At 45.1% G+C, this 15,881-nt stretch carries 15 protein-coding genes; all 15 read left to right on the forward strand.

Annotation, left to right across the window (positions count from 1 at the left end; translation table 11 throughout):
• Positions 1–212, forward strand: a 212-nt coding sequence (locus OUY18_RS12980; protein WP_268059198.1) for a transposase, incomplete at its 5' end; no start/stop codon positions are given.
• A gap of 383 nt (positions 213–595) precedes the next feature.
• Positions 596–1,699, forward strand: a complete 1,104-nt coding sequence (locus OUY18_RS12985; RefSeq protein WP_268059199.1) for an ROK family transcriptional regulator — start codon at positions 596–598, stop codon at positions 1,697–1,699.
• Positions 1,700–1,953: 254 nt separating this feature from the next.
• Positions 1,954–3,003: an NAD(P)-dependent alcohol dehydrogenase gene (locus OUY18_RS12990; RefSeq protein ID WP_268059200.1), complete on the forward strand. Its 1,050-nt coding sequence runs from the start codon at positions 1,954–1,956 to the stop codon at positions 3,001–3,003.
• A gap of 64 nt (positions 3,004–3,067) precedes the next feature.
• Entirely contained in the window at positions 3,068–4,099 is a 1,032-nt protein-coding gene (locus OUY18_RS12995) for a sugar ABC transporter substrate-binding protein (RefSeq protein ID WP_268059201.1), read from the forward strand.
• 304 nt (positions 4,100–4,403) lie between these two features.
• The gene (locus tag OUY18_RS13000; RefSeq protein ID WP_268059202.1) at positions 4,404–5,903 is read left to right on the forward strand and encodes a sugar ABC transporter ATP-binding protein; all 1,500 of its coding nucleotides are present in this window, start codon (positions 4,404–4,406) and stop codon (positions 5,901–5,903) included.
• Positions 5,904–5,907: 4 nt separating this feature from the next.
• A complete protein-coding gene (locus OUY18_RS13005) occupies positions 5,908–6,855 on the forward strand; it encodes an ABC transporter permease (protein ID WP_268059203.1) in 948 nt (315 codons plus the stop codon).
• A gap of 21 nt (positions 6,856–6,876) precedes the next feature.
• Positions 6,877–7,269: a VOC family protein gene (locus OUY18_RS13010; protein WP_268059204.1), complete on the forward strand. Its 393-nt coding sequence runs from the start codon at positions 6,877–6,879 to the stop codon at positions 7,267–7,269.
• A gap of 14 nt (positions 7,270–7,283) precedes the next feature.
• Positions 7,284–8,237, forward strand: coding sequence for a carbohydrate kinase family protein (locus tag OUY18_RS13015; protein ID WP_419196146.1), 954 nt, complete (start codon positions 7,284–7,286; stop codon positions 8,235–8,237).
• Positions 8,238–8,406: 169 nt separating this feature from the next.
• Positions 8,407–8,805, forward strand: coding sequence for a hypothetical protein (locus tag OUY18_RS13020; RefSeq protein ID WP_268059206.1), 399 nt, complete (start codon positions 8,407–8,409; stop codon positions 8,803–8,805).
• Positions 8,789–9,088 (forward strand): hypothetical protein, encoded by a 300-nt coding sequence (locus OUY18_RS13025; RefSeq protein ID WP_268059207.1) that lies wholly within the window; start codon positions 8,789–8,791, stop codon positions 9,086–9,088. Before OUY18_RS13020 ends, OUY18_RS13025 begins: the two co-directional genes overlap by 17 nt.
• Before the next feature lie 329 nt (positions 9,089–9,417).
• Positions 9,418–9,999 (forward strand): TetR/AcrR family transcriptional regulator, encoded by a 582-nt coding sequence (locus tag OUY18_RS13030; RefSeq protein ID WP_268059208.1) that lies wholly within the window; start codon positions 9,418–9,420, stop codon positions 9,997–9,999.
• Between the two features lie 98 nt (positions 10,000–10,097).
• Positions 10,098–11,873 (forward strand): oleate hydratase, encoded by a 1,776-nt coding sequence (locus tag OUY18_RS13035; RefSeq protein ID WP_268059209.1) that lies wholly within the window; start codon positions 10,098–10,100, stop codon positions 11,871–11,873.
• A 788-nt stretch (positions 11,874–12,661) separates the two neighbouring features.
• Entirely contained in the window at positions 12,662–13,396 is a 735-nt protein-coding gene (locus tag OUY18_RS13040; RefSeq protein ID WP_268059210.1) for a GntR family transcriptional regulator, read from the forward strand.
• Positions 13,397–13,424: 28 nt separating this feature from the next.
• Positions 13,425–14,735, forward strand: coding sequence for a class II D-tagatose-bisphosphate aldolase, non-catalytic subunit (locus OUY18_RS13045; protein ID WP_268059211.1), 1,311 nt, complete (start codon positions 13,425–13,427; stop codon positions 14,733–14,735).
• Positions 14,736–14,814: 79 nt separating this feature from the next.
• Positions 14,815–15,858: an SIS domain-containing protein gene (locus tag OUY18_RS13050; protein ID WP_268059212.1), complete on the forward strand. Its 1,044-nt coding sequence runs from the start codon at positions 14,815–14,817 to the stop codon at positions 15,856–15,858.
• Positions 15,859–15,881: the final 23 nt, after the last annotated feature.

Consider the following 15,881-nt stretch of genomic DNA (forward strand, 5'->3'; position numbering starts at 1 on the left):
TCATGATATTCGATAGGCACGCAAATTTAAAGTACAAATATGGAAGTCGACATTTCTGGGCAAGAGGGTATTATGTTGATACAGTGGGACGGAATAAAAAGCAGATACAGGAGTACATAAAAAGACAATTAGAAGAAGATCAAATAGCAGATCAAATGAGCCTCAAAGAATACATTGACCCGTTTACGGGTGGCAAGAAAACCAAAGTATAATAAATACCCCTTTAGGGGTTGCCCGAAAAAGCAATACAGTTGGCAGACCTTTTCGGAGCCCCTTTAGGGGTATTGTTTGTAATATGCCCTTCTAGGGCTTAATCATGCCTCCAGCNAATCATGCCTCCAGCCTAGCCGGAGGTTTTGACTGGCACGCAAAGAAACTGCCGGCGCAAGTATGAGAAAAACACAGCCGGGATTATCGCAATTCAAAATGAGGGACTCGCGGAACGCGGGCGGCGACTGCACCACTTTCAAGTCCTGTCACTCCCGTTCCCAATATTTTCCCCTTTTGGCTTATTGCAATTTTTTTCAATATATAATACAATAGTTTTATAAAATATTTAAAAAAAGTGGGATTAAAGGTGGAAGACAAATCGAAAATGATGGAAATCAAACGGAAAAATAAGGTACTGATCACGAATTATATTTTCAAAAGCGTTCATACATCCAAAGTCGATATTTCGCATAATCTTGGGATCAGTATGCCTACCGTTTTACAGAATATTAAAGAACTGATCGATTCGGGAATTGTGGAGGAAATCGGTGACTACCAGTCAACCGGCGGGCGGAAAGCAAAAGCGCTGTCCATTGTGGCAGACTGCTGCTATGCGGTCGGCGTTGATATTACGTTACACCATATCGGACTGGTCCTGGTAAATGCGAAAGGCATCATCCTGGCGAGTGTTCGGTTAAAAAAATGTTTTGAAGATACTTTTCAGTATTATCAGGATGTTTGTCAGACAATACAGGAATTTATTGAGAATAACGTAAAAGACACAAAAAAAATAATTGGTGTCGGCGTTTCTATCCCGGGCATCATTGACAAGCCAAACGGGATACTCATCAAATCTCATGCCTTAAACGTTTCCAATGTAAGTCTGCAAAAAATGAGTCAGTTCCTTCCTTATCGCGTTAAATTCGACAATGACGCAAACTGCGCCGCCTATACGGAACTGTCTGCCGGCAATTCCAGCGTCATCTACCTGTCGCTGAATAATACGGTTGGCGGTGCCATCAGCTACAACGGGAAGCTGTTTGAGGGCGACAACTATAAAAGCGGTGAATTTGGGCATATAATTATTGCTCCGAATGGGAAACGCTGCTATTGCGGGAAGAAAGGCTGCGTTGACTGCTATTGCTCGGCGCTTGTGCTTTCTTCCAATACGGATGGAAATCTGGAAAAATTTTTTGATGAATTAAAGCGGGGAAATCCGGATATAAAGGATGTCTGGGAAAAATACCTTCAGTCTCTTGCCTTGACGGTTTCAAACCTCAGGATGGCTTTTGACTGCGACATTATCCTGGGAGGGTATGTAGGAGGATATTTAAATGATTTTATCATTGATTTAAATAAACTGGTTATGAAACTAAACCTTTTTGATTACGATGCCTCCTATATCCGATGCGGGAAATATCATATGGAAGCATCTGCCTATGGCATTGCCATGCGTTTCATTCAGGAATTTTATGATACCGTTGAGTAAATAGAAAAGGGACCGCAGAATGCGGCCTGTTCCTCAGCTTGGAATTCTGATTTGAAGAGAAAGCATCGAACCGGATGTTTTCTCTTCTGTTTTATTATACTGCCTTTCGCGTGCATGAACAGAAGACTTCACAAAAAAAATTAAATATCCTGTAAAATGTTATTGACAATTTCATTTGCCGGACATATACTATAATCAATTAATAAATAGTTTTATTAAAGTATTTGCAAAACTAGATAAAGGAGCAAAAGCATATGGATGGGAAAATGAAAGTCGCAATCATGCAGGGTATCGGCAAAATGGGTTTCATTGAAAGGGATATTCCAACACCTGAAGATAACGAGGTGCTGGTGAAAATTGAAAATGTGGGAATATGCGGTTCCGATCTTCATTACTACGAAAGCGGCGCAATCGGAAATTATGTGGTAAAACCGCCGTTTGTCCTTGGCCATGAGGCAAGCGGAACGGTTGTGGAAACAGGGAAAAACGTCACGCATTTAAAAGTCGGCGACAAAGTTGCCTTAGAGCCCGGAAAGACCTGCGGGCACTGTGAATTTTGCAGAGAGGGAAAATATAACCTTTGCCCGGACGTGGTCTTCTTTGCAACTCCCCCTGTGGACGGTGTGTTTCAGGAATATGTAGCCCATGAGGCAGACCTTTGCTTTAAACTCCCGGATAACATGGATACGCTGGAAGGCGCTTTAATCGAACCGCTTGCGGTAGGATTTCATGCGGCAAAGCAGGGAAACGCGCAGGCTGGGCAGACCGCCGTGGTTTTCGGCGCGGGCTGCATTGGTTTGGTCTCCATGATGGCGCTGAAAGCAATGGGCGTGTCAACCGTCTATGTGGTTGATGTCTTGCCAAACCGCCTTGCAAAAGCGTCGGAGCTTGGCGCAACGGCCGTCATCAACGGAAAAGACGCGGATACGGTTGAGGCGGTCAATAAACTTACCGGGAACAAAGGAATCGATCTTGTCATTGAAACCGCGGGCACAGAAGCCACAACAAGGCAGGCCATCAGCGTAGCGAAAAAAGGCGGCACGATTGTTTTGGTCGGTTACAGTAAAAGCGGCGAACTCACCCTGCCGATCAGCCTTGCGCTGGATAAGGAACTGACCTTCAAAACGGTGTTCCGTTACAGACATATATATCCCATGGCAATTGAAGCAGTTGCCGGCGGAAAGGTCAATTTAAAAGGGATTGTCACGAATATTTATCAATTGGATGATATTCAAAGGGCCATGGATGAAAGCATACATAACAAAAAGGATATCGTAAAAGCAGTCGTCAAAGTCGGGGATTAATCCAGTTCAATCGATTATTTTCATAAATAATTGATTATATTTTTTAAACTAGGAGGAGTTAACGATGAAAAAGAAAATTTTGTCAACATTTTTAGCGAGTTTGGTTTTAGCCGCTACGGTCTTAAGCGGCTGCCAAAGCAATACCAAGCCTGCGGAGGACGCTGCCTCTGCACCCGCACAGAAAACAGAGCAGGCGGCCTCAGATGAAGCGGGTGCCACCGCCGGTAAAAAGCTGAAAATCGGCGTGACGGTACAGACCTTAAGCAATCAGGTATGGTCGGTGGCATGCACCACAATGAAAGAACTGGCGGAATCCGAGGGCAACACATTGACCTATATGTCCTGCGAGGATACTTCTGCGAAGCAGATCGAACAGATTGAAAATTATATCAGCAGCAAATGCGATGTAATCATGGTTAATCCGTCGGACCCCAACGCGATTGAAAATGTCTGCAAGCAGGCCCGCGACGCAGGAATCAAGGTTATGTGCTGGGACAACAACATGAAAAACACGGATATAAATTGGGTTATCGATAACCAGAAGCTGGGCTACATGATCGGCGAACAGGCGTCCACCTTTATCAACAGCAAATTTAAAGACGGCAAGTGTGAAGTTGCAGTGCTGGATTATCCCCAGACGGAAATCCTGCTGGAACGCGAAAACGGTATTTTAGCCGCCCTGAAGGAAAAGGCACCCAATGCAAAGGTTGTTGCGCAGCAGCCGGCCATCAATGCTACGGAAGGCATCAATGCCATGGAAACCATTTTGCAGGCGCATCCGAATGTGAAAGTCGTATGCTGCATCGGCGGCGGCGGTGCTGTCGGCGCAAATGAAGCGCTGAAATCCTCGAAAAAGATTGCCGACGATGTGGGTATCTTTGCCGCGGACGCCACCAACGAGGAACTGGCGGCCATGATCGCGGGCGAAGCAAACCGGATGTCCGTAATGGTTACCGGCACTCCGAAAGTAATCGGCGAAACGGTATATAAAATGCTCAGCCAGCTTGGAAACGGCGAAAAATTTGACAACCAGAACGTTTACAGAGAGATATTCCCTGTAACGGTTGACAACGCAAAACAATATTACAACAAATAATCCGATCAATTTCGTACATAGGCCGCAATTACGCCGCAGCATAAAAGTCCTGTTCCCATGCCCGGCAGGGACAGCGTTTCAAATGCGGATTTGCTGCTATATATTGTTTTTGAGCTTTTAGGGACTGATCTTATTTTGTAAAATTTGTAGCGATGATGAAGCAGCAGATAACGGCGAAATTTGAGAATATCTGCTGCTTTATCCTGTTTCCTGTTTACTTTGTTTTCATTTTGTCCTAAGTTAATGTTAGAATGAACGGTTTTAGCAGCTATTCTATTCTATATTACAAGAAAGGAAGGCTTTTATGAGTGATTCTGACTATGTTTTACAATTGCAGCATATCAGGAAAACATATCCCGGCGTAGTAGCTCTTAACGATGTGTCCCTGGAAGTCAAAAAAGGTGAAATCCATGCGCTTGTCGGAGAAAACGGGGCGGGAAAATCCACCTTGATCAAAACCTGCAGCGGGGCCGTTGTACCGGACTCGGGAAAAATTATCATAAATGATAAAGAATTTGATTCTATGACGCCTCAATTGTCGATGAAGAATGGAATTGCCGTTATTTATCAGGAATTCAATTTGGTTGGCGGGCTGTCGGTTGCTGAAAATGTTTTTCTTGGCAGATCCATACGGAAAGGGATCGTTATCGATAAGAAGGCCATGATTCGGGAAACGGAAAAAATATTCAAAACTTTGAATATCAGCATTGATCCCAATATGCTTGTACGGAACCTTTCGGTGGGATATCAGCAAATGGTTGAAATAGCGAAAGCGATACAGCAGGATGCAAAGATTTTGATTATGGATGAACCGTCCGCTCCTCTGACCAAAGCAGAAGTCAGCACGATGTTTGAAATCATCGATAAGCTGAAAGAGTCCGGGGTTTCGATTATCTATATTTCGCACAGGCTGGATGAAATTTTCCGTTTATCGGACCGTGTTACCGTACTTCGCGACGGAACTTATATCAAAACATTGGCGACCCAAGACACCGATGTCGACGAACTGATATCGCTGATGGTCGGCCGGGAATTGACGGAAAAATTTCCGGTCAGAGAAAACTGCATCCGAGACGATGTTGTCCTGGAAGTCCGGAACCTCAGCGGAAACGGGGATAAAAACATCTCGTTTTCCATCCGGAAAGGGGAGATTTTGGGGCTGGGAGGATTAGTCGGGGCCGGCCGGACGGAATTGGCCCAGATGATCTTCGGCGCTGCACAGAAAACAGACGGAACAATTTTTTTGAATGGAAAAGAAATTTCGCCGAAAAGCCCGAGAGACGCGATTGACCTTGGAATCGCACTGGTTCCGGAGGACAGAAAGTCGCAGGGTGTGCTTTTAGGCCTGTCGATAAAGAAAAACATCAACATGCCGATTTACAAGAGAATTTCAAAGTTTTCCGTAATTAACCGCAAAAATGAAAATGACGTTGCGGAAGAATATATGAAGGATATCCGAATTAAAGCGCCGAGCTCACAGCAACTGGTTAAAAATCTGAGCGGCGGCAATCAGCAGAAAGTCATTCTGGGGAAGTGGCTGGCGGCCAATTCCGAACTGATTATTTTCGATGAACCTACCAGGGGGATCGACGTCGGCGCCAAATATGAAATTTATAAGCTGATGAATGAGCTTGTTGAAAATGGAAAAACCATTCTTCTGATTTCCTCCGAGATGGAAGAATTAATGGGTATGTCAGACCGGATTATTGTTCTTTCAGAGGGGAAAATGACAGGTGAAATAGAAAAAGAAAACTTCAATCAAGAGAACATCATGAGTTATGCATCTACAGTAAAAGAGGAATGATAACATGAAAAATTGGGTACATATTTTAAAGGAACAAGCCATTTTTGTCGTTCTAATTGTCCTGTTCATTATTTTTGCCTGCTCAAGCCCGGAGTTTTTGACGGTAACAAACCTGCTGAATATTGCAAGGCAGGTTTCCATCCTTGGAATCGCTTCCGTCGGCATGACATACGTCATACTGATCGGCGGCATCGATCTGTCAACCGGCTCGATTATTACCTTTGTCAATATTATTACGGCCTATTTGATGGTCAAATCCGGAATCAATATGTGGCTTGCCATTCTGATTTCGCTGATTGTCAGTACCGGCATCGGCTTCATCAACGGATTTCTGGTTGCTAATTTCAATATGCCGTCCCTGATCGTTACATTTGCCACACAGATCGTTTTTGAAGGTCTTGCCTATATTATCTCAAAAGGAATGCCTATTTTCGGCTTCCCGAATGCATTTACACAAATCGGGCAGGGGTATTTGGGACCGATTCCAACGCCGATTATTATCATGATCGTAATTTTTGCAATCGGCGGTTTTATCCTGAACAAAACCTATTTCGGAAGATATTTTTACGCGCTCGGAGGCAATGAAACGGCCTCTGAACTCTCCGGAATCCGGGTAAAAAGAGTGAAATACCTGATCTTTTCCTTATCCGGATTTTTTGCCGGCGTCGCAGGCATTGTAATGCTGGCACGCACAAATTCCGGCCAGCCGACCGCGGGCAAGGGATATGAATTCAAGGTCATTACCGATGTTGTGCTCGGCGGCGTGAGCGTGGCCGGCGGCTCCGGGAAACTGTCCAACGTCGTGGCCGGCGTTATGATTATGGGAATTCTGGAAAACGGTATGGTGCTCCTGAATATCAGTTCCTACGTGCAAATGGTGGTGGAAGGAATTATTTTGGTGCTGGCGGTAGGCTTCGACTGTGTCCAGAAAAAGGGGCTGCTGAAAGCATAATATTGTAGAACGAGGTGTGAAATGAAGATTGCAGACTATTGCACCGGAATTCAGCATATTGGAATTCCGACAAATGATTTGGAAAAAACGCTGGCTTTTTATAAAGGCATTGGCTTTTCAGCGGTTCTGGAAACCTTAAACGAAAAAAGCCGGGAAAAAGTTGCATTCCTTCAAAACGGAAATTTAGTACTGGAGATTTATGAGAATCATTGCGCCTGCATGAAAACGGGTGCCGTTGATCATATCTGTATTGATGTGACGAATATTGAGAAAGTTTTTGAATGCATAAAAAACGGACACTTTCAGCTTCTGGATGAACAGATACAGTTCCTGCCTTTCTGGGAAAACGGCGTACGCTTTTTTACAATAGTCGGGCCGAACGAAGAAAAAATTGAATTTGCGCAAAAGCTGTAAGGGAGGAAATGCCTGTGAATGACGTTACGGCATTAGGAGAACTGTTAATTGATTTTACGTTTGCGGGAAATTCCCAATCCGGAATGCGCCTTTTTGAACAGAATCCGGGAGGTGCGCCTGCCAATGTCCTGGTGGCGCTGAGCAGGCTGGGTATGAAAACAGCATTTATCGGCAAAGTCGGGGACGATATGCACGGGCATTTTCTGAAGGACGTCCTGGATCAAAACCATATCGGCACGGACTCCCTCCTTATTGACAGGGACTTTTTTACCACGCTGGCTTTTGTAAATATTTCGGAAAACGGAGAAAGAAGCTTTTCCTTTGCAAGGAAGCCCGGCGCCGATACGATGCTGACCAAAGAGGAAATACCGGAAAAACTGATCCGTGAATCGAAAATTTTTCATGTCGGTTCTTTGTCGCTGACGAACGAGCCTTCGAAAGCGGCGACATTCCATGCTCTGGACATTGCAAAAAAGGCCGGCTGCATTATTTCCTATGACCCGAATTACCGGGCGCCGCTTTGGGAAAACAGGCGGGCGGCAATCGAAGGGATGCGCTCTGTTTTGCCGTATGTGGACGTTATCAAAATATCGGACGAAGAGACCGATCTTCTAACCCCCGAAAAAGACCCGGAACGGGCAGGAAAATATCTGATTAACCACGGCGTAAAGGCCGCTTTCATCACACTTGGTAAAAATGGTGCATGTGTTGTCCATAAAGACGGCTGTGAGTATCAGCCTGCCATTTCAAAGAAAGCAGTGGATACCACCGGCGCGGGAGACGCTTTTTGCAGCGGCGTACTTTACCGCATCTGCACAGAAGGCGAAAAAGTCGAAGATTTCTCTCTTCCCCAGCTGTCGGATTTCGCGCGGTTTGGAAATGCCGTTGCCAGCCTTTGCGTAGAAAGACGGGGAGGCATTCCAGCCATGCCCGCCCTGCATGAGGTCTATGAAAGGCTGAATAGCTGAACCAATCAAAAAATACGATTTCAACTGGAAATTATATTGTTATCAAATCCCCCCAAACCATGAGGGCCGCGAAACGAAAATGTTCCGCGGCCCTTCGGTCTGTCGAAAAAGCCCGGTATTAACCGCGGGGGCGGCAAGCTATTTTTCCGCCTCTGAAATGCCGGCAAGGATGTGGGAAAATAAAACGATTTTGATTGAATATCCTTTCTATCAAAAGCACAGACTGAAACTGCGGGAGCTGATTGAGGAATATCATTATGCGGCGGTCACGATTTTTTTACATACGGACATGCGTACGGTGTATGAACGCGGCCGGAACCGCGACCATGACGGCTCGCGCCATCCGGGCCATTTGCTGAATTGCTATCACAGGGAAACGTTCACTCCGAATTTGCTGAAAGGGGTACAGGATACCTTCGTTTCATACGAGGATTTCTGCGCCGGGACAGCGCAAAAAGATTATGATATTCATCTTGGCTTGCGCATTCCTGTCGACGTCGGAGATTTTTCTGCAATTGATTTCGAGGGTATCATCCGTCAGATTATTGATTATGAAAAAGCTGTATGAAAAAGACCCTGCGGAAAAAACCGAAAAAGAAAGCGGGGGGCCGACGCCCAATTCGCTCCGGAATTGGCGCCGGGTCAAAATCATTTTGGGGGCATACCTTATTTATCTTGCATGGAAGATTAGTGCCGGCATTTTCGGCGGCCAGGCAAAAGATCAAGTCCTGTTGCTGGGCATTGCGGCCGGTGTCTTCGCTGTCTTTGGGGCGGTCATGATGATTTGGAATATCCGTTCCGAATGGAAGGACAGGGCGCCGAATGAGGAAGACACGCTTTCGAAAAAGTAAACCGAATAACGGGGCGCAGGGCAGGAGATACCCCGCCGCCCGTACCGGCCCAAAACTGAAAAGGACCCGAACCGTGATGGTTCGGGCCCTTTTCGCCGTGCTTTTTATGCCTTTTGACGGAATGGAATTTTCATAAATCCGCCGCCGATGGCTTATCTATAAAGCAGGGAATTTAAAGAAATTCAAAATGCGGCAAATATTTCGATGCGATCTCTGTTTATAATAAGAAAGTTCCGTTTTCAGATTTCACTTGCTCATAGTTTCTTCAAATTTGTATGGTACACTTTAGCAAAATTATTTTTCCTAGAAAATGCAAGGTGGTGTTTCGGATGTCTCAAACGACAAAACGGGCTTTGGAGGTTTCCCTGAAAAATCTTCTGCTTCAAAAGCCGCTGGATAAAATAACAATCAACGATATTGCAGAGGACTGCGGCATCAACCGCATGACCTTTTATTACCATTTTAAAGATATTTACGATCTGGTGGAATGGTCGTGTGTGGAGGACGCGACCAAGGCTCTGGAGGGCAAGAAGACCTACGCTACCTGGCAGCAGGGTTTTTTGCAGATATTTGAAGCGGTGCTCGCCAACAAGCCGTTTATCATGAACGTCTACCATTCGGTCAGCCGGGAGCAGGTGGAAATCTATCTGTACAAACTCACCTATAGTCTCTTGATCGGCGTTGTCGAAGAGAAGGCGGAGGGCATGAAAATTCGGGACGAAGATAAGAAATTTATTGCGGATTTCTACAAATTCGCGTTTGTGGGGCTGATGCTGGACTGGATCAGGAACGGCATGAAAGCGGAACCGCAGACGATTATCGACAGGCTCAGCCCGCTGGTTCACGGCAGCATAACCTCTGCTCTGAACAACTACCGGACGGATACATTTTTATCAAAGCGCCCGGAATGATAAAACTTTCATCAATCCGCCTTTTCTGCTTATTGAATCCTTTTATGGAAATGAATACAATATCTCCAGAACCAAAAATTATACGGAGGTAAGGTATTATGTATTATTCCAGCGGAAATTATGAAGCGTTCGCACGTCCTCTTAAGCCGGAAGGCGTTGACCACAAATCCGCGTACATTGTAGGTTCCGGTCTCGCTGCGCTGGCAGCCGCCTGCTTCCTTGTCCGCGACGGGCAGATGAAGGGCGATCATGTACATGTTCTGGAGAAGGACCCGATTCCGGGCGGCGCCTGCGACGGGTATCTCTATGAGAATCTGGGCTACGTTATGCGCGGCGGCCGGGAAATGGATAACCATTTCGAATGCATGTGGGATTTGTTCCGCTCCATTCCGTCCATCGAGACGGAAGGCGTCAGTGTTCTCGACGAGTACTATTGGCTGAATAAAAAGGATCCGAACTATTCGCTGATGCGCGCAACGGTGAACCAGGGGGAAGATGCGCATACCGACAAGAAATTCGGACTTTCCGATAAAGCCGCAATGGAAATTATGCATCTGTTCTTCACGCCGGATGAGGAGCTTTACGATAAGCGCATCGAAGAGTATTTCAGCAACGAGGTTCTGAACACCAACTTCTGGCTGTACTGGCGCACGATGTTTGCATTTGAAAACTGGCATTCCGCTCTTGAAATGAAGCGTTATATCCGGCGTTATATCCATCACGTGGGCGGCCTTCCGGATTTCAAGGCGCTGCGTTTTACCAAGTACAACCAGTATGAGTCCATGATTCTGCCGATGATTAAATATCTGGAATCCTACGGTGTGCAGTTCCATTACAACACCAAGGTCGTCAATGTAGAGTTTGACATTCAGAAAGACAAAAAAACGGCGAAGTGCGTCAGTGTGATTCGTGACGGCAAGGAAGAAAATATCGATCTGACCGAAGACGATTTGATCTTTATTACCAACGGCGGCTGCGTAGAGAATTCCTCCCTTGGCAGCCAGGACACACCGGCTCCGTTCAACACCGAAATCAAAGAAGGCGGCGGCTGGGATATGTGGCGGAAGATCGCCGCGCAGGACCCGTCCTTCGGCAATCCGGACAAATTCTGCTATGATCCGGAACAGAGCAACTGGATGAGCGCCACCGTTACCACCCTCGACGAAAAGATTCCGCCCTATATCCAGAAAATCTGCAAGCGCGACCCGTTCTCCGGCAAGGTGGTTACCGGCGGTATCGTCACCGTAAAGGATTCCAACTGGCTCTTAAGCTGGACCTTCAACCGCCAGCCGCAGTTCCGCTCCCAGCCGAAGGGACAGCTTGTGGGCTGGATCTACGGTTTGTTCACCGACAAGCCCGGCAACTACGTTAAAAAGGCTATGCGCGACTGTACCGGCAAGGAAATCTGCATGGAATGGCTGTATCATATGGGTGTGCCGGAATCCAAAATTCCGGAGCTTGCCGAAAAGAGCGCCAACACGATTCCCTGCATGATGCCGTATGTCACCGCATTCTTCATGCCCAGAACCAAGGAGGACCGCCCGCTGGTCGTTCCGGAAGGCGCTGTCAACTTCGCTTTCCTCGGTCAGTTTGCCGAAACCGCGCGCGACACGATTTTCACCACGGAGTATTCCATCCGCACCGGTATGGAAGCCGTATATACGCTGTTGAATGTTGACCGCGGCGTGCCGGAGGTTTGGGGCAGCGTGTATGATGTCCGCGATCTGCTGAATTCCACCGTGCAGCTCCGAGACGGCAAGAAGCTCACCGACATGGAGCTTGGCTTCAAAGAGAAGCTCGCGATGAAAGAATTCCTGAAAAAGATTGAGGGCACCGACGTTGAAAAGCTTCTGAAAGAGCATCGTGTGATTTAAGGAGATACGAATAAAATCGCAGCCTGACGTCCAGCCTTGCGGCGTTGAAAATCTGCAAGCTTTCGTCATCGGGCGCGGAGAATAAGGAATTTACCTATTCATAGCCTGTATCGAATTAAGCAAGTGAAAGGGAGCCTCGACACGCATTCGCGTTCGCGGCTCCCTTTCTTTTTGCATAGTATGATATCATTTCCTGAGGACGAAGGTTTGAAAGTCGGTTCAAAAAGCGTGGCTTGAAATTTTTTCGGAGCTATGGAAACAGGGATGTTCATTCGATGAAGAACTGTCCTTGAACGGTATGAAGCAGAAATGGTCAAGAATCATTTCTGCGAAATTTGTATGCCAATAAAATAATGATAAATGCGGGATTTTGCTTAATGCGGCAATCTATAATATCGTCCAAATTATGCAATATTTTTATTGACTTCTTGTGAACATTCATTTATAATGGATATAACAACATAACTACATAACATTACCGGTTAGTCCATTGTCGTTATTAGTGAGAAATCACAAGCTTATTACTAGCCTTGTTTAAAAATCAAATGCCTTTTCTTTTTAAATTATTTTGTCCGGAGCAAATTTATCTTGAAATTGGCTTTTTTTATTGAACAAGGATTATTGTGCAAGGGAAATTTACCGCCCCTTTTTATTGACAGTTGTTTCTTTTTTCGTTATAATGGTTATAACAATATAACATAAGACGAAGGGCAGAAAAGTTTCGTAAACTTGTGCAGGAACCTTTGACTTTCGTAATATTACTTAAAAGTTATGAAGGAGAATGAGATATGCTTGATGAAAACTCGCCATTGTCGCTGTATTATCAGGTAAAAAGCATTATTATTGATAATATAAAAAACAAAGTATGGACAATGAATTCTAAAATACCAGCCGAACGTGAACTTTGCGAAATGTACAAGGTGAGCCGCATTACGGTAAGGCAGGCACTGAAAGAGCTTGAGGATGAAGGCTACCTTTATCGCAAGCAGGGCAAGGGGACTTTTGTAACAGGTCAAAAATTTGTGCAAAGGTTATCGCAGTTTTACAGCTTTAGTGAAGAAATAGCAAAAATGGGTGCGATTCCAAGCACGAAAACAATTTCGTTTGATATAAGCGAAGCGGACCCGTTAATTGCTGAAAAACTGCAAATTGGCAGTAATGAGATGGTGTTCGCAATTAAAAGGTTAAGACTTGCAGATAATGAGCCTTTTGGAATTGAAACATCTTATGTAGTGTATAAATACGCCATGGAATTAAAAGAAGAGGATGTCAACCAGTTTGGATTGTATAACGCTTTAAAGTTAAAATGCGGAGTCATCCCAAATGAGGCGACCGAAACTTTTGAAGCAGTAAATGTCGGCAGTGAGGATGCAAAATACCTAAATGTCAGTAAAAACGCCGCAGCACTGCATCTTAACAGGATTACCTCTGCAAATGGAAATAAAATAGAGTATTGCGTCAGTACGATTCGAGGGGATAAGTATAAGTATACAATTCAATTAGGCAGCACGTTTCTGAAGTAAGTGATTAACAGGGAAAGGAGCAGAAGGAATGCATCCACTAAAAGAAATCATTAAAAAAAATAAAGATGGGACGCCAATTGGCGTATGCTCTGTATGCAGTTCAAATGAATTGGTTATCGAATCCGCTATGGAGGAGGCGCTAAAATATGGTTCCCCGCTTTTGGTTGAGTCGACAGCCAATCAGGTGAACCAATTCGGCGGCTATACAGGGATGACGCCGCTGATGTTTCGTGAATATGTTTACAAGATTGCTGTGAAAACAGGTTTTCCGTCGGATAAAGTCATACTTGGAGGGGATCATCTCGGGCCGCTAACGTGGAAAGATGAAGATGCGCAGGATGCCATGGCGAAGGCAAAAGACCTTGTTGCAGATTTTGTTCATGCAGGATTTACAAAAATACATTTAGACACCAGCATGAAATTGCGGGATGACGGCGATGGAATACTCAGCGCGGAAGTGATTGCAGAAAGAGGTGCCGATCTTTGCGCTGTGGCAGAGAAAGCATTTCAGAGTACGGAAAAAGGCAGACAGAGGCCAGTTTATGTAATAGGCAGTGAAGTGCCGATCCCCGGGGGAGCACAAACCAACGAGGGGCTCAAAGTTACCAGCGCTTCCGATTTTGCGGCAACCGTAGATTTGTTTAAAAAGAGCTTCTTAAAGAGAGGCTTGAACGAAGCGTGGGAAAATGTTATCGCGGTAGTCGTACAGCCTGGTGTTGAGTTCGGATCAAATACAGTGCATGATTACAATCCCAATGATTCCGCGGAATTGAAACGCATTTTAAAAGAATATCCGACGATGGTCTTCGAGGGGCATTCGACCGATTACCAAAAAGAGTTATCATTAAGGCAAATGGTCGAGGATGGAATAGCAATTCTAAAAGTAGGGCCGGCGCTGACTTTTGCACTAAGGGAAAGTCTTGTCGCGCTTGAATTTATTGAAAAGGATTTGCTATTCGGAAGTAACCGGCTTTCTAATTTCTCTGAAACGTTGGAAAACGTGATGCTTTCAGACCCGGGCAATTGGAAAAATCATTATAAAGGTTCCGATATGCAGAAGCGATTGGCAAGAAAATACAGCTACTCGGATCGGTGCAGGTACTATTTAACGGATTCCAAAGTCAAAGAATCGATGAAACGCTTGATAAACAATCTGGACTCTATTGAAATACCGATGCCGCTTATCAGCCAGTATTTACCGTCACAATATTGGAAGATACGGAATGGGCAGATGAGAAATCAGCCAATAGAACTTGTCAAGGGAAACATAAAGGATACATTGGATCATTACTATGCGGCGGTTACTTTACGAAGCAATATAAATCAAATGCATGCTTAATCAAAAAAAATAGCAAATAATACTAAAAATGGTAATAACAATATAATATAATTACAGCATAGCTGTGAGGGAGTACGATATGGATAAAACTTATTTTGAAATCACAAGACAATACAAAATGCTCGAGAAGACAATTGCGTGTGTAGAATCGCAGAAAGAGGCGCTGAGGGAGTTCTATCTTGCTAAAAAACCGAAATCAATTGTGTTTATTGGTTCCGGCTCCAGCTATTACCTGTCCCAGTCGGCTGAAATTATAGCCCGTACACAGTACGGCATCAGCTCATCCAGTATTCCGGCAGGCGATGCGATGGTGAATTTCAAGGCAAACAAAAAAGCGTTTGAAGGTTCCATGGTGGTTGCAATTTCCCGTTCCGGCAACACAACGGAAATACTGAAAACAGTGAACGATATGAAGAATGAATTCGGTATTTCATCGGTAGGCATAACCTGCGTAGAAGATTCGGAGCTCGGCAGGATTGCAGATCTGTGCATAAAGATGCCTTGGGCTTTTGACGAAAGTGTGTGTCAGACGGGTACGGTTACAAATCTGTATGCGGCATCCGCCCTTTTGCTTGCCGGTTTTGCCGGCGACAGCACCGTCTTTGGCGACATGAGGAAAATGACAGCCGCAGGGGATCGCTTTATCAGTGAAAATGAGCCTGAATTCAAAAAAATCGCCAATAAGAAGTGGGATAAAGTGGTTGTGTTGGCTGATGGCGAAATTTCCGGTCTCGCCTGTGAAGGAGCACTCGCGTTCAAAGAAATATGCTGCACCATTTCAAACTACTATCATGTGCTAGACGTACGGCACGGGCCGATGGTTTTAATCGACAAGAATACGCTTGTAATAGCGGATTTAAAGCCGGATAACAAAGATTATCAGCTTAGCTTAATTGATGATCTTGTGAAAAAGGGCGCAACAATGGTTGTCAGCACCGATGATTCCTACGACGCGATAAAAAATATCGACTTACATGTAAAGCATCCGAATGTCGGGAATATAGCGGAAGGCTTGCCGTTTATCAATATTGCTCAGCTTATTGCGTATCACAGGGCGATTCTTCTGAAACTTGACCCGGGTAATCCGGATGGCCTTGACGCATGGATTAACTTAGCAAAATAAGGATCGTCATCATACTGCTTTTG

The sequence above is a fragment of the Caproiciproducens galactitolivorans genome, assembly GCF_026672255.1.
GTDB classification, from domain to species: Bacteria; Bacillota; Clostridia; order Oscillospirales; family Acutalibacteraceae; genus Caproiciproducens; species Caproiciproducens galactitolivorans_A.